23 protein-coding genes are annotated in these 24,415 nt (G+C 73.8%); 15 read left to right on the top strand and 8 right to left on the bottom strand.

Annotated features, from left to right (window positions below):
* Together ACTT8P_RS01445 and ACTT8P_RS01440 are read right to left on the bottom strand one after the other, a co-directional pair.
* Window positions 1–792, bottom strand: a complete 792-nt coding sequence (locus tag ACTT8P_RS01445; protein ID WP_442829629.1) for a hypothetical protein — start codon at window positions 790–792, stop codon at window positions 1–3.
* A 140-nt stretch (window positions 793–932) separates the two neighbouring features.
* Window positions 933–2,177: a hypothetical protein gene (locus ACTT8P_RS01440; protein WP_442829628.1), complete on the bottom strand. Its 1,245-nt coding sequence runs from the start codon at window positions 2,175–2,177 to the stop codon at window positions 933–935.
* A gap of 86 nt (window positions 2,178–2,263) precedes the next feature.
* Between ACTT8P_RS01440 and ACTT8P_RS01435 the strand changes: the two genes are divergently transcribed.
* The 6 genes from ACTT8P_RS01435 (at window position 2,264) to ACTT8P_RS01410 (ending at window position 7,441) form a co-directional block, all read left to right on the top strand.
* Window positions 2,264–2,419 (top strand): hypothetical protein, encoded by a 156-nt coding sequence (locus ACTT8P_RS01435; protein WP_442829627.1) that lies wholly within the window; start codon window positions 2,264–2,266, stop codon window positions 2,417–2,419.
* A 133-nt stretch (window positions 2,420–2,552) separates the two neighbouring features.
* Window positions 2,553–3,416 (top strand): alpha/beta fold hydrolase, encoded by an 864-nt coding sequence (locus ACTT8P_RS01430; RefSeq protein ID WP_442829626.1) that lies wholly within the window; start codon window positions 2,553–2,555, stop codon window positions 3,414–3,416.
* Between the two features lie 32 nt (window positions 3,417–3,448).
* Entirely contained in the window at window positions 3,449–4,282 is an 834-nt protein-coding gene (locus ACTT8P_RS01425; protein ID WP_442829625.1) for a CPBP family intramembrane glutamic endopeptidase, read from the top strand.
* Window positions 4,283–4,341: 59 nt separating this feature from the next.
* Entirely contained in the window at window positions 4,342–5,460 is a 1,119-nt protein-coding gene (locus tag ACTT8P_RS01420) for a sensor histidine kinase (protein ID WP_442829769.1), read from the top strand.
* Window positions 5,457–6,122: a response regulator gene (locus ACTT8P_RS01415; RefSeq protein WP_442829624.1), complete on the top strand. Its 666-nt coding sequence runs from the start codon at window positions 5,457–5,459 to the stop codon at window positions 6,120–6,122. Before ACTT8P_RS01420 ends, ACTT8P_RS01415 begins: the two co-directional genes overlap by 4 nt.
* 149 nt (window positions 6,123–6,271) lie before the next feature.
* The gene (locus tag ACTT8P_RS01410; protein ID WP_442829623.1) at window positions 6,272–7,441 is read left to right on the top strand and encodes an acyltransferase family protein; all 1,170 of its coding nucleotides are present in this window, start codon (window positions 6,272–6,274) and stop codon (window positions 7,439–7,441) included.
* Between the two features lie 22 nt (window positions 7,442–7,463).
* Here ACTT8P_RS01410 and ACTT8P_RS01405 read toward each other — a convergent pair whose 3' ends face one another.
* Window positions 7,464–8,288 carry an SDR family NAD(P)-dependent oxidoreductase gene (locus ACTT8P_RS01405; protein ID WP_442829622.1) on the bottom strand — a complete coding sequence of 275 codons (825 nt, stop codon included), beginning with the start codon at window positions 8,286–8,288 and terminating at the stop codon, window positions 7,464–7,466.
* 66 nt (window positions 8,289–8,354) lie between these two features.
* On the opposite strand from ACTT8P_RS01405, the gene ACTT8P_RS01400 reads away from it, so the two are divergent.
* The gene (locus ACTT8P_RS01400) at window positions 8,355–8,726 is read left to right on the top strand and encodes a MerR family transcriptional regulator (RefSeq protein ID WP_442829621.1); all 372 of its coding nucleotides are present in this window, start codon (window positions 8,355–8,357) and stop codon (window positions 8,724–8,726) included.
* A gap of 74 nt (window positions 8,727–8,800) precedes the next feature.
* On the top strand, window positions 8,801–10,543 hold the full coding sequence (locus ACTT8P_RS01395) for a hypothetical protein (protein ID WP_442829620.1): 1,743 nt from the start codon (window positions 8,801–8,803) through the stop codon (window positions 10,541–10,543).
* An 8-nt stretch (window positions 10,544–10,551) separates the two neighbouring features.
* Here the strand turns inward: ACTT8P_RS01395 and ACTT8P_RS01390 are convergent, their stop codons facing one another.
* Entirely contained in the window at window positions 10,552–10,857 is a 306-nt protein-coding gene (locus ACTT8P_RS01390) for a hypothetical protein (RefSeq protein WP_442829619.1), read from the bottom strand.
* Between the two features lie 376 nt (window positions 10,858–11,233).
* Between ACTT8P_RS01390 and ACTT8P_RS01385 the strand changes: the two genes are divergently transcribed.
* Window positions 11,234–11,530 carry a winged helix-turn-helix domain-containing protein gene (locus ACTT8P_RS01385; protein ID WP_442829618.1) on the top strand — a complete coding sequence of 99 codons (297 nt, stop codon included), beginning with the start codon at window positions 11,234–11,236 and terminating at the stop codon, window positions 11,528–11,530.
* On the opposite strand, the gene ACTT8P_RS01380 is transcribed toward ACTT8P_RS01385, so the two are convergent.
* The gene (locus ACTT8P_RS01380) at window positions 11,503–12,390 is read right to left on the bottom strand and encodes an ion transporter (protein WP_442829617.1); all 888 of its coding nucleotides are present in this window, start codon (window positions 12,388–12,390) and stop codon (window positions 11,503–11,505) included. The two genes, ACTT8P_RS01385 and ACTT8P_RS01380, sit on opposite strands and share 28 nt — an antisense overlap.
* A 169-nt stretch (window positions 12,391–12,559) precedes the next feature.
* Here ACTT8P_RS01380 and ACTT8P_RS01375 point away from each other — a divergent pair, with 169 nt between their 5' ends.
* The 4 genes from ACTT8P_RS01375 (at window position 12,560) to ACTT8P_RS01360 (ending at window position 18,126) form a co-directional block, all read left to right on the top strand.
* Window positions 12,560–14,878, top strand: a complete 2,319-nt coding sequence (locus ACTT8P_RS01375; RefSeq protein ID WP_442829616.1) for an esterase-like activity of phytase family protein — start codon at window positions 12,560–12,562, stop codon at window positions 14,876–14,878.
* A 71-nt stretch (window positions 14,879–14,949) separates the two neighbouring features.
* A complete protein-coding gene (locus ACTT8P_RS01370) occupies window positions 14,950–16,077 on the top strand; it encodes a sensor histidine kinase (protein WP_442829615.1) in 1,128 nt (375 codons plus the stop codon).
* A complete protein-coding gene (locus ACTT8P_RS01365) occupies window positions 16,074–16,751 on the top strand; it encodes a response regulator (RefSeq protein WP_442829614.1) in 678 nt (225 codons plus the stop codon). Before ACTT8P_RS01370 ends, ACTT8P_RS01365 begins: the two co-directional genes overlap by 4 nt.
* A gap of 190 nt (window positions 16,752–16,941) precedes the next feature.
* Window positions 16,942–18,126, top strand: coding sequence for a serine hydrolase domain-containing protein (locus tag ACTT8P_RS01360; RefSeq protein ID WP_442829613.1), 1,185 nt, complete (start codon window positions 16,942–16,944; stop codon window positions 18,124–18,126).
* Window positions 18,127–18,143: 17 nt separating this feature from the next.
* Here the strand turns inward: ACTT8P_RS01360 and ACTT8P_RS01355 are convergent, their stop codons facing one another.
* From ACTT8P_RS01355 to ACTT8P_RS01345, 3 genes are all read right to left on the bottom strand, one after another.
* The gene (locus ACTT8P_RS01355; protein ID WP_442829612.1) at window positions 18,144–19,478 is read right to left on the bottom strand and encodes a DUF3500 domain-containing protein; all 1,335 of its coding nucleotides are present in this window, start codon (window positions 19,476–19,478) and stop codon (window positions 18,144–18,146) included.
* Window positions 19,479–19,686: 208 nt separating this feature from the next.
* Entirely contained in the window at window positions 19,687–21,228 is a 1,542-nt protein-coding gene (locus ACTT8P_RS01350) for a sensor histidine kinase (protein ID WP_442829611.1), read from the bottom strand.
* Window positions 21,225–21,971 carry a response regulator transcription factor gene (locus ACTT8P_RS01345; protein WP_442829610.1) on the bottom strand — a complete coding sequence of 249 codons (747 nt, stop codon included), beginning with the start codon at window positions 21,969–21,971 and terminating at the stop codon, window positions 21,225–21,227. The genes ACTT8P_RS01350 and ACTT8P_RS01345 overlap by 4 nt, the downstream gene beginning before the upstream one ends.
* Before the next feature lie 473 nt (window positions 21,972–22,444).
* Here ACTT8P_RS01345 and ACTT8P_RS01340 point away from each other — a divergent pair, with 473 nt between their 5' ends.
* Window positions 22,445–22,651 carry a cold-shock protein gene (locus ACTT8P_RS01340; protein ID WP_361158498.1) on the top strand — a complete coding sequence of 69 codons (207 nt, stop codon included), beginning with the start codon at window positions 22,445–22,447 and terminating at the stop codon, window positions 22,649–22,651.
* A 218-nt stretch (window positions 22,652–22,869) separates the two neighbouring features.
* Entirely contained in the window at window positions 22,870–24,399 is a 1,530-nt protein-coding gene (locus ACTT8P_RS01335) for a DEAD/DEAH box helicase (RefSeq protein ID WP_442829609.1), read from the top strand.
* Window positions 24,400–24,415 lie beyond the last annotated feature (16 nt).

Below are 24,415 nucleotides of genomic sequence, written 5' to 3'. Positions count from 1 at the left end.
TCACCGGCCGCCGGGCCCCGCGCTCCGTCCGCGCCGCGCGTCCGGCCACCCGCCCCCCACCTCCCGCCCGTACGGCCCGGGTTCCCGCGCAGGCCCGCCAAGGGCCACCGAACGCAGCGCGTCCGGTGGTCGTCCGGCCGCCGCCCAGGCATGCACGACCGAGGCGACCAGCCGGGGGACGGCGCGGCCCCGAGCCCCCTGCCCCGCGACCCGTACCGACCACGGACCGCCACCCCCGGCCCGCCGCACCCCGACGACGACACACGCCACGCCGGAGCCGGAGCCGGAGCCGGAACCGGCCGCCGCCGCCGCCGCCGCCGCCGCGACGAGGCATCCCGGATGCCCCGCGAGCAGTTCACGCACCCGTCCCTCGGCCGCCGGAACGGGCAGCGGGGCGCGGCTCACCAGTACGTCGGCGCAGTCCACGAGGCCGGACCGGCGGGAGGGGTCCGGGTCCGCCCACAGGTGTGCGTCGCACGGGAGCCGGCCGGGCGCGTGGCGGCAGGGCGACGGGGGTTCGTACCCCCGCCGGACCAGGGCCGTTCCGCGATCCGTGTCCGTGCGCCAGCGGACGCACACGGACACGGACACGGACACGGAGCGGGCCGAGGTGCCGCCACCGGGAGCCGCGGCCCGGGGGCCGGGGCCGGGGCCGAGGCCGGGGCCGGGGCCGGGGCCGGGGCCGAGGCCGGGGCCGGGGCCGGGGCCGGGGCCGGGGCCGGGAAAGCACACGGTGGTCCAGGAGGCGTCCGGTCCCGGCAGCCGATGGGCACCCTCGGTCCGGCCGCTCACCCCACCGAACGACCTGCCGCTCACCCCACCGAACGACCTGCCGCTCGCCCCACCCATCGCCCCACCGCTCATCCCACCACTCACCCCGCCGCTCATCCCACCACTCACCCCGCCGCTCATCCCACCACTCACCCCGCCGCTCATCCCGCCGCCCCCTCGCCCTCGGTCATCTCCCAGCGGCGCAGCGGCGGGGGTGTCGGCAGTGGGCTGACGGCCGGTGGACGGGCGGGTTCGCCCAGGCCCAGCAGCCGGTAGACGACCGTCCGCATCCGGCCGTGGAACTCCCCCGGCGCGGAGGACAGCGCGGCGGCCACCTGGTCGTACTGCCCGGGGCGCCGGGTCCGCGTCGCGTACTCGAGTTGCTCGGCCAGCGGGTGCAGCGGCGAGACCACCGGTGCGGCGGCGGCCAGCAGCGCGGCCGGGGAGTACGCCGACACCTCCCGGCGGGGACCGGCGGTGAGCAGCATCGTGGCCCCGGTGAGGGTGCCGTACGCCGCCAGCGATCCGTGGTCGCCGATGATGACGTCGGCCGCGACCAGCAGGGACTGCCAGTCGGCGGCCGGCGGCACGATCGCGATGCCCCGGCCGCGGCAGCCCGCCAGCCAGCCGTAGACCTGCCACGGGCCGTGCCCGGCGAACACGTTGGGATGGACCGACAGCGCGATCCGGTAGCGGTCGCCCGGCAACTGGCCCAGCAGTTGCGGCAGCAGGGCGTCGAGTCGCCCGAAGGTCGACGTCGGACCCCAGGTGGAGGTGACGACGACCAGCCGCTGTCCCTCCGTCAGTCCCAGTGCGCGCCGGTAGTCCGCGCGCCGGGGCAGGGCGGCCGTGATCCGGTCGACACAGGGGTCGCCCACGACCTGGGCGGCCGGCAGCGCCTCGGGGCAGGTCCGGGCCAGTTCGGCCAGGTCGCGGTCATGGGCGTAGACGATCGCCGCCGGGACCACCCGGCCCTCGTGCAGCAGGTGCGCGGGGCTGAGCATGCCGGGCGCCCGGGGTTCGCCCGGGACCCGCGCGGTGGTGTCGGTGAGCGGTTTGATGTGCCCGGCGCCGTGCGAGACGCGGACCAGGGGGCAGCGCAGTTCGTGCACTCCCCGGGAGCCCGCGGCGAGCGCCAGGTCGAACTCCGTGCGCAGGGCCTGCGCCCAGGGCACGGTGGTGATGCCCAGCTCCCGCAGGTACTGCGTGACGCCGGTGCCGAAGGCGTGCGGCGCGGCGGTGAAGACCACCTGGATCCGCAGGTCGTCGGCGAGCAGTCCGAAGACCTCCCGCAGCCGTTGGGCGAACGTCACCGTGTGCACCACCACCAGCACCCGCTTGCAGTCCCGCACGGTCAGCCAGTGGCCTTGCTCGATCAACGCCGGTCTTGTGGTCGCCAAGGACATGCGATCCCCCATCGCTCGTCGCGCACAGGCAGTCGACGGGCGATTTCCCGGCGGGCACGGCATTTTCCTTGCAGCCTTCTTGCACGGTGACGCACGTCACATCGCCGCGCGGTGGCCGACGAACCGCCGCCCACCTCAAGGCGTCGCACCGCGAACTGGACGAGGAGCGCACCCGCGAGGGCGACCTGGACCACCACCCGCACGACCACCCGTCCCGCCTGCTCCTGCCCGTCACGGTGTGAACACCGGCCGCTTGTCCCCCAGGTGAGCCACACCGAGGTGCGCACCTGGGGGTGACGCTTTCCCCTCTCCCCTTCCCTAGCGTTCTGTTCGTGGCCGCAGGGCCATGGAACACACCGCGTCCGGGAGGCAGAAGTGAAGCGCAGGACCAGGTCGGCCGCCGTCGCCGCCCTCTGTTCCGCAGTGACCGGGGCCGCGCTCGTCGCCGCGACGGGCCCCGCCTCGGCCACCCACGGCCCGGGGGCCGCGGGGACCGGGAAGATCCGGGTCGGGTCGTACTCGGTCAACGTCTCCTGCTCGGGTGACGCCCGGGCGCGCGGCCCGCTCGTGCTGCTGATGGCCGGCGGCGGCGACGGCCTGGACACCATGGCCGGCCTCCAGAAGACGCTGAGCGCGAAGTCCCGGGTCTGCTCCTACGACCGGCTCGGCGAGGGCGCCAGCGACCAGCCGGCCGGCCTCCAGACCGTCAACGACAGCGGCCGGATCCTCACCGGCGTCCTGGACCGTCTGGCCGGCCACCGCCCCGTCGTCCTGGCCGGCCACTCGCTCGGCGGCTACCTCGCCGCCCGCTACGCCCCCGCCCACCGGGACCGGATCAAGGGCCTGGTGCTGCTGGACGCCACCATCCCCGCCCTGAACGCGGGCCTGAACAAGGCGATCCCCCCGTCGGCCACCGGCATGGCGGCCGACCTGCGCGACCAGACCCTCGCGGCCAACCAGGGCCAGAACCCCGAGCGGCTCGTCATCGCCGACACCCGGGTCCGCTCGGCCGGCCGCATCCCGGTACGGATCCTGAAGCACGAGTCGCAGTACGCCGAGGTCCCCGAGTACGGGCCCGCCCTGGAGGAGATGTGGACCGCCGGCCAGCGGCAGTGGCGCGCGCTGTCCCCCCGGGCCACGCTGCGCACCGCCCCGGGCACCGGCCACTACCTCCACGTGGACCGCCCCGACCTGGCCGTCCAGGCCATCCGGGACGTCACCGCCCACGCCGCCCGCTGACCGACCACCACCCAGACCTGAAGGTTTTCCCCATGCGATTCATATGGCAGCTGCTGGCCGTCGTGGTCATCTCCATGATCGGCGGCCAGGCCACCGCCGCGGTGGACGGCAATCCGTGGCTCCAGCTGGTCATCGGCGGCCTCTCCGCCGTCCTCGCCGTCCTGCTCTACGGCTGGGTGGTCCGGCGCACCGAGCACCGCCCGTCCACCGAGGTGGGCCGGGAGGGCGCGCCGGCCGCGCTCGGCCGGGGCGTGCTGATCGGCGCCGCGATGTTCTCGGCCGTCATCGCGAACCTCTTCGTCGCCGACTACTACGAGGTCGACGGACTGGCGTCGCCGTCCGGCGCGGCCGGCCTGCTCGGCTTCATGGCCGCTGCCGCCGTCACCGAGGAACTGCTCTACCGGGGCGTGCTGTTCCGCTACGTCGAGAAGCTCACCGGCACCTGGATCGCGCTGCTCCTGACCGCGCTGGTGTTCGGCGGCATGCACCTGCTCAACCCGGACGCCAGCCTGTGGGGCGCCGTCGCCATCGCGGTCGAGGCCGGCGGCATGCTCGGCGCCGCCTATGTCGCCACCCGCCGGCTGTGGGTGCCGATCGGCGTGCACTTCGGCTGGAACTTCGCCGCCTCCGGCCTGTTCAGCACCGAGGTCTCCGGCAACGACACCCAGCAGGGCCTGCTGGACTCCACCACCCACGGCCCGGTCGCGCTCACCGGCGGCGACTTCGGCCCGGAGGGCAGCGTCTACTCGGTGCTGTTCGGCGTGATCGTGACGATCGTGTTCCTGTCGCTGGCCCGCAACCGCGGCCACCTCGTCCCCCGCCGCCACGCCGACCGGCAGGCCGCTCTCGCTAAGCTCGCCCGGTGACCTCGGTGACCGCCCTGCGCGCAGCCCTCGTCCGGCGCGGCGGCTGGCGCCGGCTCGACATGTCGGCCTGGTTCCTCCCCCTCGGCCCGCTGCTGCTGGCCACCGCGCTGCTGCCCTCCATGCAGAGCCACGGCACCCGGCTCGGCGGCGTCGCGGACCGCCCCTACGACGCGCTGGCGGTCGCGGTCATCGCCCTGGAGAGCCTGCCGCTGACCCTGTTCCGGCGGTGGCCGCTGGCCGGTACGGCCCTGGTCGTCGCGGGCTTCGCCCTCGACCAACTGCTCGGCTACCACTCGCTGGCCGGCACCGCCCTGGCCTTCGCGCTGCTGGCGGCCGGCTCCCAGGTGGACCGCCACCGACGGGCCACCGTCCTCACCCTGTCCGTGGCGTACGCGGCACTGGCCGTCGCCCTCGCCCGGCTCGGTCCGGGCGAGTCGGTGAGCGGATACGTGACCTTCTACGTGGTGACGTCCCTGGTGTGGGCCATGGGATCGTGGCTGCGCACCGCGCGCCTCGCGGAGGTCGAGCGGCGCCGCCGGATCGCCGACGAGACCCGCACCGCCGAACGCACCCGGATCGCCCGCGAGTTGCACGACGTGGTCACCCACCATGTGACGGCGATGGTGGTGCAGGCCGAGGCGGCCCGCTATCTGACTGCCGCGCCCGACCGCCTCGACCAGACCCTGACCGCCGTCTCGGACACCGGCCGGCAGGCCATCAGCGATCTGCGGCACCTGCTCGACCTGCTCAACCCCGACCACGGCCGCCGCCCGGCCGAGGCCCGCGCCCCGCACGTCGGCACCCTCGGTGACCTGGTCGAACAGACCCGGCGGGCGGGTCAGCCGGTGGAGTTCACCGAGGAGGGCACCGCCCCGGAGTCGGCCGGCAGCGCCCACCTGGTGGCCTACCGGGTGGTGCAGGAAGCCCTCACCAACGCCCTCAAGTACGCCCACGGCATCCGCACCTCGGTCGCGGTGCGTCACGGCGAGCAGGAGATCACCGTGGAGGTCAGCACGGACGCGGCCGGTTCCCGGTCGGCGTCGCCCGGCGGCAGCGGACGCGGGCTGGCCGGGCTGCGCGAGCGGGTCGACGTGCTGGGCGGCGAGTTCAGCGCGGGCGAGCGCACCGGCGGCGGTTTCTCGGTCCGGGCCCGCATCCCCTCCGGGAGCCCGTCATGAGCGCGGCGCCCACCCGGGTCCTGGTCTGCGACGACCAGCTGCTGATCCGGACGGGCCTGGTGACGATCATCGACGCCCAGCCCGACATGGAGGTGGCCGGCGAGTGCGGCGACGGACGGACCGCCGTCGACCTGTGCGCCGAACTGGACCCGGACGTCGTGGTGATGGACATCCGGATGCCCGGCCTGGACGGCATCGAGGCCACCCGGCTGCTGGCCGGCGCGGGCGTCCCGCACCCCGTCAAGGTCCTCGTCGTCACCACCTTCAACCTCGACGAGTACGTCTACGAGGCACTGCGGGCCGGCGCCAGCGGCTTCCTCCTCAAGGACGCGCCGCCGGACCGCCTGCTGCTCGGCATCCGCACCGTCGCCTCCGGCGCCGCCCTGCTCGACCCCGACGTCACCCGCCAACTGGTCGGCAAGTACGCCGCCCGCATCCGCCCCACCGACGCCGGCCCCGCCGGGGACCTCCCCCTCACCCCCCGGGAACTGGAGGTCCTGCGCCTGATCGCGGACGGCCGGTCCAACACCGAGATCGCCGCCGCCCTGCTGATCAGCCGGGAGACGGTCAAGACGTTCGTCTCCCGCATCCTCACCAAACTCGGCCTGCGCGACCGCGTCCAGGCGGTGGTGTACGCCTACCGGCACGGGCTGGTGACGTAGGTCGGGCAAGGCTGCGCCCCCGGTCTGGCGGGCATCGCGGCCGGCTTCGGCGTCGGCGTCTGAGCGAGCGGAGGAATACGGTTCCGCTTCCCGGGCAGGCGCCCCCGGTCACCGCTCATTCAGCCGGCAGATGGGAAGCGTTCTCCTTCATGGCCGAGGGACCGGACTCGACGACCGCGGACCCGAGCGCCCCGGCGGCGCCCCGGAGCCCCACCGGCCCCCGGGGTGCCCGCCGGGGCTTCCCCTCGGCGCTCGCCCGGTGCGGCCGCGTCGACGGACTGGACGGACTGCGTACCGTCGCCGTGGCGCTGGTCCTCGTGTACCACGTGGAGCCGGGCCTCATGCCGGGCGGTTCGGTCGCCGTGGACCTGTTCTTCACCATCAGCGGCTTCGTCATCACCCGGCTGCTGCTCGCCGAGTACGTCCGCACCGGCCGGATCGCCCTGCTGTCCTTCTACCGCCGCCGCTGGCGCCGCCTGGTCCCCGCGCTGCTGGTCCTGTGCGCGGTCTGCGCCGTCCTCGGCGCGGCCACCTCCCTGTGGGCCTTCGACGGCGCCTGGCGGGCGGCGGGCCTGGCGGCGACGTTCGTCGTCAACCTGGTACGCGCCGCGCAGCCGGGACCGTACTCCGACCTGACCGGCCCCCTCGCGCACACCTGGTCACTTGGTGTGGAGGAGCAGTTCTACCTCCTGTGGCCGCTGATCCTGCTCGCCCTGCTGCACCGGCTGCGCGCCCGCACCGTCCTGCTGTGCACGGCCGCCCTGTGCGCGCTGCCGGTCCTGTGGCGCTGCGTCCTGTGGGCGCCCGACGCCGCGCACCGCATCTACAACGGCACCGACACCCGCGCCGACCAGCTGCTGGCCGGCGCCCTGGTGGCGGTGGTACTGGCCCGGCTGCGCGCCGACGACCCCCGGCTGGCCCTGCTGCGCACCTGGACGGCCCGGCTGTGCTGGCCCGCCCTCGCCCTGCTGCTGCTGGTGGGCTGGCGGGTCCCGGTCACCCAGGACGCCGGTCCCTGGACCGCCCTCTGGTACACCGCCGGGTTCCTCGCGGTGGCCGCCGTCTCCGCCACCCTCGTCGCCCACCTGGAACTGCACCCCGGCAGCCGCCTGTCCCGCCTGCTCTCCCTGACCCCGCTCGCCTGGACCGGCCGCAACCTCAGCTACGGCCTCTACCTCTGGCACTACCCGGTGGTCCGCCTCCTCGCCTCCCTCGGCCTGAAGGAGGGCCGGCTGGCGACGACGGCCCTGCTGACCGGCGTGCTGGCGCTGCTGTCCTACTGGTTCATCGAGCGGCCGGTACTGCGGCGGGGACGTTAACGACCGCGCTCCCGGGCCCGCGCTACGCCGACCCCGCGCGCTCGCCCGGGGCGGCCGACGCGGCGCGCGAGGCGCTCTTGCGGAAGAACGCGCCCGCCACCCGAGTCGCCGCCCGCACCGGCAGCAGCCGGCTGAACACGAACGCCTGGACCGTGTTCACCCGCCCGTCGACCAGGGCCGGCCGCCGCGACCGCAGCGCCGCCAGCACGGTGTCCGCCACCTGCTCGGGCCGGCGCTTGCCCCGGCCGGCGCGGGGATTCATCGGCGTCCGCACGGGCCCCGGACTGACCGCGACCACCCGGACACCGGTGTCCCGGGTCTCCTCCCAGACCGCCTGGGTGAAGGAGAGCACGAACGCCTTCGACGCCCCGTAGGCCGCGTTGTAGGGAGCCGGGGAGTAGGCGGCGGTGCTCGCGACGTTGACGATCGCACCCCGGCCCCGGTCCACCATCGCGGGCAGGAACAGCGCGGTGAGCGCCGCCACCGCACGGGCGTTCACATCGATCAGCTCACCGGTCCGGGCGGGGTCCGCGTCGGCGACCGCGCCGACCGCCGCCGCGCCGGCGTTGTTCACCAGCACGTCGACCGTCCGCCCCGCCTCCGCCAGCGCCCCGGACAGCCGGGCCGGCGCGTCCGGCAGCGCCAGGTCCAACGGCACGACCAGCACCTCGACGCCGTGCTCGGCACGCAGCCGCCGCGCCGCGCTCTCCAGCCGTACGGCGTCCCGGGCGACGAGCACGAGGTCCAAGCCGTGCCGGGCCAGCCGGTCGGCGATCGCCGCACCGATGCCGGTGGCGGCACCGGTGACCAGGGCGGTGGCGGGCAGGGGCAGTCCAGTGATCTCCATGTCCCGGACGGTAAACTTTGACATTGACGTCAATGTCAAGCCACACGGAAGCGCGCAGGAGACGACATGCGGATCAGCGAACTCGCCCGGGTCACCGGGGTCAGCACCCGCTCCCTGCGCTACTACGAGGAACAGGGCCTGCTGCCCGCGCGCCGGCTCGGCAACGGCTACCGGGACTACGACGAACGGGCCGTCCAGCAGGTCGCCTTCATCCAGGACCTGTACCGCGCCGGCCTGTCCTCCGAGATCATCCGCGACATCCTGCCGTGCACGACGGACGCCGGACCGCAGAGCGACTGCGGCCTCCTGCGGTCCCGGGTGGAGCGGGTCCGCGACCAGCTCGCCGACCAGGAGCGGCAGCTCGCCGAGCGCCGCGAGACACTGGAGCGCTACCTCGCGGGCAGCGACGCACCCGCGTCCCCGGCTCCCCGGCACTGAACCGAAACCGGGCCGGTGGCCCCGGCGTCTTACGTGAGCGGAGAGACCGACAGCGGTTCACGTAGGGGGAGTTCATGCGGGTACGCGTGGTACCGGCGGTCCGGGAGGACTTCGACAGCAGGGTGCTGAACCTGCTGGGCGAGGACGACGGTTGGCCCCGGCCCGGCCGCCGGGAGCCGCCGCCGCACGGCGCCGGGCTGGAGCGCCGCTGGTACGCCGTGGACGACGCGTACTTCCGGGAGGGCGTGGACGTACCCGCCGAGCCCGGCATGACGGCGGCGGACCTCCTCGACGCGGTGGTCCCCGCGATGTACGCGGCCGGGCTGTCCTGGCTGTCGCCCGCGGTGGCGGGCCCGGTGCTGGAGCGGCTCCGGGCCGAGCGCACGCATCCCTGGTCCGGTCTCCTGTCGGGCACGGACGGTGTGCTGCTGCCGGGCGGCGAGCGGCTCTCCTGGCCGTACGCCCGGCGACCGGACGGCGAGCGGATCCGCTGGGAGGATCTGCGGCTGTCGGGCGACGAGCGAGTGCTGACGGGCATCCGGCTGCTCGACGAGCGGGGGCTGGCGCTGCGGGAGGAGGTCACCGTGGCCGAACTCGGGCTCGCCGACGGGGACACCCTCCAGTTCTTCCTCTCATGGGAACGCGCCGACGTGTTCGAGGAGGAGAGCAGCGTGGACCACCTGATGGTCGGCGCCCCCACCCCCGAGCACATGTTCGCCATGCTGCAGGCCGCCGCGGCCGAGCCGTACGGCCCCGCCACCCCGCGCCTGTGGGGCGTACTGCTCTACACGGAGGCGGACACCGGCATCGCGACCTACATCCGCACCCACTTCGACGAACTCAACGCCCTGACCGGTCCGACGCTGGGCATCATGGTGCTGGAGCGGCCGGCGAAGTGGTCCACCGTGCGCCGCTACTGGCGGCAGACGCTCGACCCCCCGCTGTTCCGGGTGTTCTCCGCGATGCGCTGGCTGGCCTGGCAGCCGTACGACCGGCACCGCAGTCACGACATCGCCCGGGAGCTGGACATTCCGCCCGACCGGTTGCCGTGCCTGGCGCTGTTCCGCGCGACCGAGCCCCGCGACCGGCTGGTCTTCCCCCTCGCGGAGGCGACACCGGCCTACTTCCGCCGCCTGTTCGGCGCGATCAGCGAGGCCGTCGGCCCGAACGCGCCCCGCCCCGACGGACCGCGCATGTGGCGGCGACGGGACGACTTCAGCCACCGCCACGACCCCGACCCGGACGCCGCCGCCCAGGACGCGGTGGCGAGCGTGCGCGCGCTGACCGGCACCCCGGCCGACCCCGCCCACCAGGCGTTCGACCGGGTGCGGGCCGCCGAGGAACGCATCCTCGCCGCGCTGCGTCCACTGCCGGACCAGGACCAGGACCAGGACCAGGACCAGGACCGGGACCATGCCCGGCAGTACGAACTGCACGGTCACAACGTGCTGTTCATCCGACACGAAGGAGGCTCCGTGGCCGACCAGTTCACGTTCCACGGCCAGACCACGTTCATCAACCGCCCGGTCGACACGGTCGTCCGGGACTTCCAGAACACCCACGCCACCGTCCCCCACCAGGAGCACCTCACCCGCCTCCTGCACGCGGTGCTGGCCTCCGACCTGCCGGACGCGGACCGCGAGCAGGCGGCCCGCACCATCACCCAGGCCGGCGACAGCCTGGCCGCCCCGGAACCCGACCACGCCGCCGCCCGATCCCGACTGGAGTCCCTGCGCACACTCCTCACCGGCACGGCGGGGGTGGCCCAACCGGCGTTGGAGATCCTCAACAGCTTGCTGCCGCTCCTCTCCTCCTGAGCGGGCCCTCACGCGCCGCGCGGCTCGCAGGCAACCGGCAGCCGCCGCCCCCGCGACTCCGCCACCCGCAGTACGTCGGCCAGACACTCGCACAGCCGGATCGCGGCGTACCGCACCTCGGCGTTCGGGGTCAGCGGATCGCCCAGCACCTTGCTCGCGGCGCCGAGCACCTCCGCTCCCACGGCGAGTTGCCGGGCCTCTGTCTCGTCGGCGAGCCGCGAGACGATCCCGCCGTCGTCGCCGGGGTCGAGGAAGCAGGGTTTGCCTTCGGCGGACAGCCAGGGCAGGAGGCGCAGTTCGACGGGTCCGGTCATGCGGCCGCCTCCAGCACGTAGGGACGGACGAGGCGCGTTTCGGCACCGTCGAGGGGGACGTGGCGGCAGTACGGGGAGTGGGGGAGGTTGAGGCAGTCGGGGGCGGTGGCGGGCGGGATACGGCGGTGGCGGGGGCCGCCCGCCCGGTGAATGCCGGTGCCCGGACCGAGGAGAAGGCCCAGCCTTCGGGCGAGGCGACGGATAAGGTCATGCATGTCGACGCTCCTGTATCAAGCGTTGGCCGTGCCCCGGGGCCCTGCCAGGCCGCCGGGGCGTTCTGCGCCTACTTTGCTACAGGACGCATTAGGTAGCAATAGGAAGCTCATGGTTGCACCCGTTCGTGGCCTGCTGCGGCGTGCCGCCTTAGCGTGCAGATATGGCTGACGAACACGACTGGACACCCGACCCGGCGAGCCACGTCTACGTGTACGTGCAGGTCGTGCATCACATCGCCGGACAGATCCGGTCAGGACGACTCCCGGCGGGCGCTCGCCTCCCAGCCGAGCGCGACCTCGCCGAACAGTACGGCGTGGCCGTCAACACCGTGCGTCGAGCCATCCGCGAGCTACGGGACCAGGGACTGCTGATCACCGTTCCGGTCAAGGGCACCTTCGTGCGCGCGGAAGACCCTCCCGCCGACCCGCCTCAGCGCGAAGCCGAAGAGACCGACTGACCGGCCCCCTCCCTCCCCAACTCCTCCCCCAACTCCTCCTCCAGCTCCCCCAACGCCCGCCGCGTCTCCGCCACCCGCGCCAGCAGCACCCGCCGCCGTTCCCGTTCCGGCCCGGGAGGGGCCTCCCGGCGATCCATCTCCCGCGCCTCCTCCAACGACGTGATGACCACCCCGATCAACACATTGACCAGCACGAACGAGGCGAGCAGCACGTACGAGGCGTAGTACAGGAGGCTCCAGCGGGAGATGTCCAGGCCGGCGTGGACCGCGTCGCCGATGCCGTCCAGGGTCATCAGCAGGAACAGGGTGAGCACGGCGCGGCCGATGGAGCCGTAGTGCCCGGGGTCGTGCCGGCCGAAGAAGACCCAGCCGACCATCGCGTACACGTACAGCAGCAACGCCCCCACCAGCAGAAAGCTCAGCGTGCCGGGCAGGCTGCGGGCCACCGCGACCAGGACGACCCGCAGCTGGGGCAGGAAGCGCGCGGTGCGCAGCACCCGGGCCAGCCGCAGCAGCCGCAGCACGGTGGTGTTCTCCCGGACCACCGGCAGGAAGGCGCAGACCACGACGGCGAGGTCGAAGAGGTTCCACGGGTCCTTGAAGAAGTCCCGGGGCCGGTCGGCGTGCGCGCCCAGCCTCAGCAGGATCTCCGCGCTGAACGCCGCCAGGCACACGTGCTCGGCCAGCCATAACCAGGGCCGCCACTGCGCGACCAGCCCGGAGTACGTCTCCACACCCAGCAGCGCCGCGTTGGCGAGGATCAGCGCGAAGACGGTGGCGGCGAACCACCGCGCCTCGACGACGGCACCGCACCGCCGGGCCAGTGCGGTCATGGGGGTGTACTGCTCGGGCTCGGGCATCCTGCCGCCTTGTCTCCGTCACGCGTTCCAGCAGGAAGTTTCTACAGCACTGTAGTGACCGGCGAGGTACGTGATCTTCGCCGTCCGTTCACCGTCCCGTCCACCGGACCCGGCCCCGGGGTGGGACGATCCGGCCGCAGTGGACGTACCCACCCGTACCGGAGGACCGATGCTCCCGAAGAGAACCTGTGCCGCGCTCGCCACGCTGGCCGTGACCGCCGGCGCCCTGGCGGGCACCGCCTACGCGGGGACCGGCGAGGGCGCGGAACACAGCTCGCGGCAGCGCAGCACCGCCGCCTTCGCGCGCACCGCCACCTACCCGGTGTTCCAGAACCGTCCGGCCGGTGAGGACCCGGCCACCGAGACCGTCGCCGAGATATCGGCGGTCAGCGAGGACGGCCGCACCCAGGTCTACACCGACGCCGCCGCCAAGCGGATCGGCTTCCTGGACATCAGCGACCCGGCCAAGCCCAAGGGCCTGGGCACCCTCTCCCTCACCGAGCTGGGCGACGCGGAGGACGAGCCGACCTCGGTCACGGTGGTCGGCCAGTACGTACTGGTCGTCGTCAACACCAGCGCCAGTTACACCGAGCCGTCCGGCCGCCTGGACGTCATCTCGCTGCGCACCCGCGAGCGCGTGGCCTCCCACGACCTCGGCGGGCAGCCCGACTCGATCGCGCTGAGCAAGGACAAGCGGTACGCCGCCATCGCCATCGAGAACGAGCGCGACGAGGAGGCCACCCCGGCCGGCGGCGCGGAGGGCGACCTGCCGCAGGCGCCCGCCGGGTTCGTGCAGATCGTCGACCTCAAGGGGACCGACCCCACCGCATGGGGCCTGCGCAAGGTCGCGCTGACCAACGCCGACGGGTCGGCGCTGCCCGCCCTCACCGCCGCCGGTATCACCGAACCCACCGACCCCGAGCCCGAGTACGTCTCCGTCAACAGCCGCGGCCAACTCGTCGTGACGCTCCAGGAGAACAACGGCATCGTCACCATCGACCTCGCCTCCGGCCGGATCACCAAGGCGTTCAGCGCCGGCACGGCGACCGTCACCGGCATCGACACCGTCGAGGACGGCGTCATCGACCAGACCGGCTCGATCACCGACGTGCCGCGCGAGCCGGACGCCGTCGGCTGGATCGACGACCGCTACCTCGCCACCGCCAACGAGGGCGACTGGAAGGGCGGCACCCGCGGCTGGACCGTCTTCGACAGCCGCACCGGGAAGGTGGTCTGGGACGCCGGCAACAGCTACGAGCACCTCGCCGCCCGCTACGGCCTGCTCAACGAGGACCGCTCCGAGAACAAGGGCACCGAGCCGGAGGGCCTCGCGGTCGCCACCTACGACGGCGTCCGGTACGCCTTCGTCGGCTCCGAGCGGTCCAACTTCGTCGCCGTGTACGACCTCAGCGAGCCCACCAAGCCGGTCTTCAAGCAGATCCTGGAGACCACCAACGGGCCCGAGGGGCTGCTGCCCATCCCGTCCCGGGGCCTGCTCGCCGTCTCCAGCGAGGTGGACGACGCGGAGGCCGGCGTGCGCGCCTCCGTCAGCCTCTTCCGCCTGGGCAAGGACACGGCCGCGAACACCGCCCCCACCCTCTCCTCGGCCGGAACCACCCCCATCGGCTGGGGCGCGCTCAGCGGCCTGTCCGCCGTGCCGGGCCGGGACGACGAGGTGTACGCGGTGACGGACGCCGCCTACGCCGACACCCGCATCCTCACCATCGACACCCACGGCAAGCAGGGCGCCGTCATCAAGCGCGCGCTGACCGTCAAGGACGCCGACGGCAAGGCCACCGGCTACGACGCCGAGGGCGTGTACGCCCGTCCCCAGGGCGGCTTCTGGCTGGCCGTCGAGGGCAAGACCGGCACCGGCAACCAGCTGGTCCGCCTGGACCGCGACGGGGTCACCCGGCAGACCGTCGCCCTTCCCTCCGAGATCGCCGCCGGACTCGGCTCGCAGGGCTTCGAGGGCGTCACCGCCACCACCGACGCGCGCGGCCACGAGATCCTGTGGACCGCCCTGCAGCGCGAGGTGGCGACCGACCCGTCCGGCACCGTCCGCCTGGGCCGCTACGACGTGACGGCCGGCACCTGGAGCTGGTACGGCTACCGGCTCTCCGCCACCACCACGGACGGCGACTGGATCGGACTGTCCGAGATCACCGTCGTCGGCGACAAGCTCGCCGTCATCGAGCGCGACAAACTCAACGGACCGGCGGCGAAGATCAAGCGGATCTACACCGTCCCGCTCCCGAAGACCGCCGCCGCCTCCGGCACCCTCCCGGTCCTCACCAAGACCCTCGCCCACGACGTCCTGCCCGACCTGCGGGCGACGAACGGCTGGACCCAGGAGAAGCTGGAGGGCCTGACCGTGGCCGGCAACGGCCGCGTCTACGCCGTCACCGACAACGACGGCCTGGACGACTCCACCGGCGAGACGGTCTTCCTGGACCTGGGCCGCAGCCGCCGGCTCTTCGGCCGCTGACTCCCCTCCCCCCGGGGTCGGTTACCGTGTGGACCCGCGGTTCCGGTCGGTTCCGGTCCAGGGGGGCTCAGGTGAGAAGACCGCTGTCCGACGCGGGCGTCGCCCTGCTGGTGCAGGCCGCGATGACGATGCCGTTCGTGATCCCGCGCGCCCCGGAACTGGAACCGGCGACCTGGACGGCGTACGGGGTGAGTTCGCTCGGCGTGCTGCCGCTGGTGTGGCGGCAGCGGGCGCCCGTCGCCGTCCTGCTCGCGGTCCTGGCGGCCACCGCTGGGTACGGGCTGACGGTGGACGGCCCCGGGCAGCCGCTGCCGTACGCCGGGCTGGTCGCCGTGTACACCGTCGCCGCGCTGTCCACGCCGGTCAAACGGCTGGCCACCGGGGTGCTGGTGCTGGTCGCGGTGCCGGTGGGGGTGTGGTTCAACACTCGCTCGGCGCGCGAACTGGGCTTTTCCCTCATCGTGTTCGTGGCCGCCTACGCCTTCGGGCGGCTGACCGACGCCCGCCGCCGGGCGACCCTGGTCGAGGCCGAGCGGGCCGCCGCGCGCGAACGGGCCCGCATCGCCCGCGAGACGCACGACATCCTCTCCCACGCGGTGAGCCTGATGCTGGTGCAGGCGGAGGCCGGGCCGGTGGCCGTGCGGACGGCTCCGGAGAAGGCGGAGGCCGCGTTCGAGGCCATCGCCGCCACCGGACGGGACGCCATGACCCAACTCCGCCACCTGCTGGGCGTGTTGCGGAACCAGGAGGAGCCGACGGGCGATCCGGGTGACGAGCCGGGTGACGATCCGCGCGCCCCGCAGCCCGGCGTCGACGACCTGCCCGCCCTCCTGGACCGGGTCCGGGCCGGCGGCCCGCGCGTGCGGTACGAGACGGCCGGAGACCCCCGCCCGTTGCCGGCGGCCACCGGCACCACCGTCTTCCGGATCGTCCAGGAGGCGCTGACCAACACCGTCCGGCACGCGGGCGCCCGCGAGGCGACGGTACGGATCGGCTACGGGCCGACCGAGGTCCGGGTCCGGGTGACCGACGACGGACGCGGCGCCCGCCCGGCCGCCCCCACCACCGGGCACGGGCTGACCGGCATCCGGGAGCGGGCGGCGGCCCACGGCGGCACGGCCACCGCCGGACCGGGCCCGGACGGCCGCGGCTTCGCGGTCGACGTCCTGCTGCCGCTGCCCGTGGAGGTGCCCCGGTGACGACGACACCGCCGATCCGGGTCGTCGTCGCCGACGACCAGGAACTGGTGCGCAGCGGCTTCGCGATGATCCTCGACGTCCAGCCGGACATCGAGGTGGTCGCGGAGGCGGGGGACGGCGCCGAGGCGGTCGAGGCGGTCCGCCGGCACCGGCCCGACGTGGCGCTGCTCGACATCCGCATGCCACGCGTCGACGGCATCGAGGCGTGCCGCGCGATCGGCGCGATCGGCGGCGCCTGCCGCACGGTGATGCTGACGACGTTCGACTCCGACCGGTACGTGTACGACGCGCTGCACGCCGGCGCGAGCGGCTTCCTGCTGAAGGACGTCCGCCGGGACGACCTCACGCACGCGGTCCGTGTGGTGGCTCGGGGCGACGCGCTGCTCGCGCCGTCCGTCGCCCGCCGCCTGGTCGAGCAGTACACCCGGCCGGCCACCCGGCCCCGCCCGGCCGATCCCCGCCTGGGACTGCTGACCGAGCGCGAACGCGAGACGCTGCTGCTCCTGGCGCGCGGCCTGTCCAACGCGGAGATCGCGGCGGAACTGGTGATCAGCGACCACACGGTCAAGACCCACGTCGGCAACGTGCTCGCCAAGCTCGGCCTGCGCGACCGCGTCCAGGCGGTGATCCGCGCGTACGAGACGGGCCTGGTGACGGCCGGGGACGGCGGGTGACGCGGGCGGTGCGGGCAGTGCGGACGGTGCGGGCAGTGCGGACGGTGCCGACGGTGCGGACGGTGCGGGCGGTGCGGGTGATCCCCCGTCCGGGCGAGGCACGCTCCCTCGCGCGGGCGATCCGCCGGGAGCGGCTGTTCAGCAGGGTGGTGTCCGTTCGAACGACGGCCCGCGTCCCTGGAGTTGACCCATGCGGAACACCACCCGCGCCGCCCTGCTCGCCACCGCGCTGCTGCTCGGCGTGACGGCCGCCCCGGCCACCGCCCGGCCCGCCCCGGCCCAGCCCGCCACGGCCGCACCCGCGCTCGGCCCGGCCGTACCGGCCGCCCTGGCCGACACCCTGGCCGACGCCCTGGCCGGACTGCCGACGGCGGACACCACCGCCGCGCTGGTCCGGGTCGGCGGCACCGACGGCACCTGGCGGGGCAGCGCCGGCGTGCACGACCTGGTGAGCGGCCGCCCGGCCGACCCGGCCGGCCGCTTCCGCGCCGGTTCGGTCACCAAGGTCTTCACCGCCGCCGTCGCGCTCCAGCTCGCCGCGGAGCACCGCCTCGACCTGGACCGCACCGCCCGCTCCTACCTCCCGGACCTGATCCCGGCCGGGTACGCGGGCGTGACCGTACGGCAGTTGCTGAACCACACGCACGGCATCCCGGCCCCCGACCTGCCCGGCGACACGGTCGAGGAGGCGTACGCGAACCGCTTCCTGCGCCACACACCCGAAGAACTGGTCCGTTCGGCGACCGCGAAGCCGCGCGAGTTCGCCCCGGGCACCGAGCAGCACTACCTCAACATCGGCTACACCATCACCGGCCTGCTGATCGAGCGCGTCACCGGCGACTCCTACGCGGACCAGGTCACCCGCCGGATACTGGACCCGCTGGGCCTGGACGACACGTACTTCCCCGGCGCCGACCCGCGCATCACCGGCCCGCACAACCACGGCTACCAGACGATGACCCTGGACGACGGCACCACCGGGCTGCGCGACGTGTCCGTGTGGGGTGCGACGGACGCCTGGGCGGCCGGGGACCTCATCTCCACCACCGCCGACCTCGAACACTTCACCGAGGCCCTGTTCCGGGGGCGGATCGTGCGCGGCCCACTCCTGGCGGAGATGTTCACCCTGCCCGACGTGCCGGACCACGGGAGCGGCGATCCGGCGGCGTACTCCGCCGGTCTGTCGATGAAGAAGCTCGGCGGCCGGGAGGTCTGGGGCAAGACCGGCGGCCGCTGGGGCTACAACGCGGCCGTCGCCTCGACCCGCGACGGCTCCCGCACCCTCGTCTACAGCGTCAACTCCACCGACGCGAAGGGCGAGGGCATGAACGAGGTGGCCTACGCCCTGATGGTGGCGGCCTACGGACAGCCGTAGACCGCCACCGGCATCCCTCAGCGGTGGTGCGGCGACGTCAGGTAGTGCTGGCGCAGCAGTTCCCGGCCGTAGTCGTTGCCGTTGGGGGTGCGGATGATGGAGTGGACGTGCTTCTGGGTGGGGGTACCCGCCGTCGAGTCGTAGGCGCCGGCCAGCGGGCCGGGGGCCTGGCAGTCGACCTCGATCCAGACCACCGGGCTCTGCACCCGGACGTAGAACGCCGAGTCGTCGGCGATGCCGCCCGCCCAGGTGACGTAGGTGTCGGCGAGGTGGTCGCTGATCTCGGCCATCCGGACCTTGGCGGCGTCGGCCTTGGCGCGGTTCACGAAGGCCTCGGCGATGCCGAGGAGCTTCTTGCGCTGGGCACCGTTCAGGGTGTCGGCGCGCAGGCCCTCGTACGCCTGGACCGCGTTGTCGGAGAAGGCGCCCGCCTTCATCGACTCGGCGGACTTGGTGTCGGAGGCGATGGCGGTCTTCTGCTGGGCGGCGGTGAGGGAGTTGATGAAGGCGAGGCTGGCCGCGACCTCCTCCTGGCAGACCTTGACGGTCGTGCCGTCGATGTCCATCTCGGTCGGCTCCGAGCCCCAGAAGCAGGGGCTCATGACGACCTGGTCGCCGAGCACGAAGTAGTTGATGACCAGGTGGTGGCCGTCGAACTGGAAGCCCCAGGGCTCGGTGGCGGAGGGGGTGCCGAGGACGGTCCAGTAGTAGGCGTCCTCGTTGAAGCGGTCGGTGCTGCTGATCGCCTCGCCGGCCGCCTGGTTGATCTGGCGGATCTTCTCCGTCGTCTCCAGGCCGTCGGCGCTCAGCGCCGCCTTCATCAGAGCGGTGCCCAGGGTCTTCTGCGCGTCGGTGAGGTCGGCGAGGGAGACGCCCTGGCGCGAGTAGCCGTCGACGTTGCTCCACAGCCGCCACTCGGTGGAGTGGACCGTGAACTGCGTCGCCGTCTTCTGGTCGTCGGTGAGGCCCGCCAGGAAGGCTTCGGCGGCGGCGATGACGGGGGCCGTGTCGACCTTGGTGGAGTGGATCGAGTACAGGTCGTCGATCCGCTTGCCGTCGGTGGTCAGGCCGAAGAAGTCCTCGGTGATGGTCTGGTTGCCGGGGCCGCCCGCGCCCGCGCCGGGGTCGCCGCTGGGCGCCGCGGAGGGCGAGGCCGAGGCCGAGGCGTCGGCCGTGGTGGTGTCGTCGGCCAGCGCCGACCATGCGCCCACGCCGCCCATCGTGGCCACCGCCGTGGCGCCGGACGCGAAGAAGACCTTGCGCATGAAGCTGCGGCGGTCCGCGTGGGCCCGTCGGCCCGTCTCCGGCGCCGTTTCCCGCACCGTGCTGTTTCCGCCGTCGAGCTCGGTCATCGTCGCTTGCTCCTCTCGTCCCGGCCCGCCACTGACGGCCGGCCGCCTGGCGGCAACCTTGGTGCGCCCAGCTGAGGGTGAGCTGAGAAAAGCCGTCCACGGCGACCCTCCGGCGCGGTTGGCCGACTCACGACAGGGCGCCTACCTGCCCGGATGCCCGTACCTGTGAAGGTGCTGAGAGTCCGGGGCCGGCCGGCGTCGACGGGTTTCACGGGCCCCCGCGGGACGCACCGGCCCGGGACAGCGGCGCACCTGACGGGGTCGCACCCGGCAGCTCCACCGTGAACTCCGTACGCCCCGGCGCGCTCTCGACGGTGACCCGGCCGCCGTGCGCCCGGGTGATCGCGGCGGCGATGGCCAGCCCCAGCCCGCTGCCGCCGCCCTCGCCCGGCTTGCGGGAGCGGGAGGTGTCGGCCCGGGTGAAGCGTTCGAAGACGGCGGGCAGCAGCGCGGGCGGGATGCCGGGACCGTCGTCCCGGACCCGGATCAGCCGGCTGCCGGGCGTGCTCTCGACGGTGACGTCGACCCGGGTGCCGGGCGGGGTGTGCGCACGGGCGTTGGCCAGCAGGTTGGCGACGACCTGGGTGAGCCGGGCGGGGTCGCCGGTCACCGTGGCCGCCTCGGCCACCCGCAGCGCGAGGCGCCACTCGTGCTCCGCGCCCGCCGCCCGCGCGTCCCACACCGCCTCCGCGACCAGCGTGGCGAGGTCGACCTCCGTCGCCTCCAGCGGGCGGCCCTCGTCCAGCCGGGCGAGCAGCAGCAGGTCCTCCACCAGGCCGGTCATCCGCGCCGACTGGGCCAGCACCCGGCGCCAGGCCAGCCCCGGTTCGAGGTCCGCCGCGCCCCGGTCCATCAGCTCGGCGTACCCGGCGATCGAGGCGAGCGGGGTACGCAGTTCATGGCCGGCGTCGGCGAGGAACCGGCGCATCCGTTCCTCGCTGCGCCGCATCCGCTCCTCGCCGCGCCGCCGCCCGGCCAGCGCGGACTCGACGCGGTCGATGAGGTGGTTGAGCGCGGCGCCCACCTGCCCGGCCTCGGTGCGCGGGTCGGTGTCCCGGGCCGGGAGCCGGGTGAGCCGGACGCCCTCCGGGCACTCCAGCGGGGCGCCGGCCACCTCGGCGGCGGTCGCGGCCACCCGGCCCAGCGGGCGCAGCTCACGGCGGACGACCACCGCGCAGCCGCAGCCCGCGACCAGCAGACCGGCGCCGGCGATCACCGCCTCGGTGACCGCCATCCGGTGCACGGCGTCCTGGACGTGCTCCATCGGCAGCCCGGCCAGCACCGGCGCGCCCGCGCCGGCCACCGCGGTCACCCGGTAGGTGCCGAGACCGGGCACGGTACGGGTGTGCAGGGCGCCGTCCGCGCTGAGCCCGGCCAGCGCGGCGCGCTGCGCGGCGGTGAGCGCCTCGCGGCCGCCGTCCTCGGTCACCACCTCGGCGGCGGTCACCGAGCCGCCGGCCGCGTCGGCCAGCCGGGCGGCGACGGTGCCGGCGCTCTGCCCCTGTTCGCCGAGGAAGCTCAGGTCGGTGGCGCCGCCGGCGCGGTGCCGGGCGCCGCCCTGGCCGCGCGCCACGGCGTCCTGGACCCGCTGGTCCAGGTCGGCCAGCAGATGGGCGCGCTGCACCAGGATCGTGGTGATCCCCATCGCCGCGCACACCGCGCACAGCAGGACGGAGAGGAACAGCACCAGCCGGGTCCGCAGCGACAGACCCCGCACCCGGACCCGGACCTGGACCCGCGGGGACCTCATGTGCCGTCGTCCGCGGCCCGCAGCACATAGCCGACGCCGCGCACCGTGTGGATCATCGGCGCCCGGCCCTTGTCGATCTTCGCGCGCAGCCCGTAGATGTAGACCTCGACCAGGTTGCCCTCGCTGTCGAAACTGTCGGAGGCGCTGCTCCACACCCCGGCGAGCAGCTGGGCCTTGCTGAGCACCTGGCGCGGGTGCCGGATCAGGAAGGCCAGCAGGTCGAACTCCTTGGCGGTGAGCGCGATCGGCTCCCCGCCGCGCTGCACCTGCCGGGTCCGCTCGGCCACCACCAGGTCGCCCAGGGTCAGGACGGACCCGTCGGCCGCCGTCTCCCGCTCGGCGCCGGCCCGGCGCAGCAGCCCGCGCAGCCGCAGCATGACCTCCTGGAGTGAGAACGGCTTGGTCACGTAGTCGTCCGCGCCCGCCGACAGCCCGTCGATACGGTGTTCCAGCGCGTCCCGGGCGGTCAGCATCAGCACCGGCAGCCGGGCGTCCTCGTAGCGCAGCCGGCGCAGTACCTGGAGGCCGTCGAGGTCGGGCAGCATCCAGTCGAGGACGACGGCGTGCGGGGCGCAGCCGCGGGCCAGGGTGAGCGCGCCGCGGCCGTCGTGGGCCAGGAACGGCCGCCAGCCGGCCTCGGTGACGGCCCAGGCGAGCAGTTCGGTCAGCTCGGGCTCGTCGTCGACGATCAGCACCCGGACCGTGCCCGGTCGGGCTTCGGGGACTCCATGCGCGGCAGGCATACGCACACTCTGTCCCGGGACGCTGAGAGGTCCCTGTGCGCCACCCGTCACCCAGGTGGGTGTCTGTGGCGTTTGTCTCTCCGGTGGCTCCACGGCAGCCCCGCGGTGGTTCCCGGACGCGCTCGGTTGTTTCCCCGGCGGCCCGGGGCGCGCGGGCGTCGTGGGAGGTCACAGCGGTACGGGGCCGCGGTGTCCCGGCCCCGGTCCGGAGAGCCTGCATCGCGAGCGGAGCAATATCTGTGGTGGCGAGGTAAGAAATTTTCGCGACCTCCGGGGAATATTCCCGAAAACGCCGCGCGCGGCCCGCCGAACCGCGCCCACGTGCGGAAATCCCCACTCCACTCGCCGAACGCACCGTGCTAGTGTCGACGTCAGTTGCAGTTGGTTGCCAGTCTTTCCGACGGGGTGATCATCGCGGCGACCGAAGTACACACAGGGTGTGCTTCGTGCACCGTCCTCCTAAGGAGATTCTTATGGCTTCCGGTACCGTGAAGTGGTTCAACGCCGAAAAGGGCTTCGGCTTCATCGAGCAGGACGGCGGCGGCCCCGACGTCTTCGCCCACTACTCCAACATCAACGCCCAGGGCTTCCGTGAGCTCCTGGAAGGTCAGAAGGTGACGTTCGACATCGCCCAGGGCCAGAAGGGCCCGACGGCGGAGAACATCGTTCCCTCCAACTGACGACGCCGTCAGTCAGCTGACGCGTACTTCACAGCTGGGGCCCGCACCGTGGGGTGCGGGCCCCAGCTCATTGCATTCCGGAGAAGAACAGACGTGAATTCCACCGGAATTCACCCTGCCTCCCCGCCCCGTCATTCCGGCTCGTTCTCGCGATTCTCTGCGCCGTTTCACCGCTGCGGGAATTCCTTGACACGCGCCGCGTCAAGGAAGGTTCCCGTATGAACCGTGCACGTGCCGATCGCCCGTACGACCGCTCCGGTGGCTCCGGCGGTTCCGCCCGCCGCTCCGGCGGCGGTCCCCGGCGCCGTCCGCAGTCCTCCCAGGGCGGCGGCCGCCGCCCGGCCGCGGCCCAGGGCGGCGAGTTCGCCCTGCCGAAGACGATCACGCCCGCGCTGCCCGCCGTCGACTCGTTCGCCGAACTCGAACTGCCGCCGCGGGTGCTGGCCACCCTCACCGCCGAGGGCATGAGCGTCCCGTTCCCCATCCAGGCGGCGACCCTGCCGAACTCGCTGGCCGGCCGGGACGTCCTCGGCCGCGGCCGGACCGGCTCGGGCAAGACCCTGGCCTTCGGGCTCGCGGTGGTCGCCCGCACCCAGGGGCTGCGCGCCGAGACGAAGCGCCCGCTGGCCCTCGTCCTGGTCCCCACCCGGGAACTGGCCCAGCAGGTCACCGACGCGCTGACGCCGTTCGCCCGCTCGGTCGGGCTGCGGCTGGCCACCGTGGTCGGCGGCATGTCCATCGGCCGGCAGGCCGGGGCGCTGCGCTCCGGCGCCGAGATCGTCGTCGCGACGCCGGGCCGGCTCAAGGACCTCATCGACCGCGGCGACTGCCGGCTGGACGACGTGGCCGTCACCGTCCTGGACGAGGCCGACCAGATGACCGACATGGGCTTCCTGCCCCAGGTCACCGCCCTGCTCGACCAGGTACGCCCGGACGGGCAGCGGCTGCTGTTCTCCGCCACCCTGGACCGCAACGTCGACCTGCTGGTGCGCCGCTACCTGACCGACCCGGTGGTGCACTCCGTCGACCCGTCCCAGGGCGCCGTCACCACCATGGAGCACCACCTGCTCCACGTGAACGACGACGACAAGCAGCGCACGGCCACCGAGATCGCGGCCCGCGACGGCTCGGTGATCATGTTCCTGGACACCAAGCACGCGGTGGACCGGCTCACCAAGCACCTGCTCAAGAGCGGCGTCCGGGCGGCGGCCCTGCACGGCGGCAAGTCCCAGCCGCAGCGCACCCGCACCCTCGCCCAGTTCAAGAGCGGCCAGGTGACCGCGCTGATCGCGACCAACGTCGCGGCCCGCGGCATCCACGTCGACAATCTCGACCTGGTCGTCAACGTCGATCCGCCCGCCGACCACAAGGACTACCTGCACCGCGGCGGCCGTACCGCCCGTGCGGGCGAGTCCGGCAGCGTGATCACCCTGGTCACGCCCGGTCAGCGCCGGGAGATGACCCGGCTGGTGTCGGCCGCCGGGATCGTCCCGCAGGTCACCCGGGTCCGGCCGGGCGAGGAGGAGCTGAGCCGGATCACCGGCGCGCAGGCCCCCTCCGGCATCCCGGTCGTCATCCCCGCGCCGGCCCCCGCCCCGGAACGGCCGCGCCGTGCGCAGTCGGCCGGCGGTTCGGGTTCCGCGCGGCGCGGCCGCCGCCGCTCCCCGGCCGCCGGGCGCTCCGGTGGCGGAGCGCCGCGCCGGCAGGGCACGGGCGGCGGCACCGGCACCGGCACCGGCACCCGTTGATCGGGCGGGCCGAAGT

Origin of the sequence: Streptomyces sp. JW3 (genome assembly GCF_052216785.1) — a bacterium.
Lineage (GTDB): Bacteria > Actinomycetota > Actinomycetes > Streptomycetales > Streptomycetaceae > Streptomyces.
This window is presented reverse-complemented; position numbering and strand designations above follow the sequence as displayed.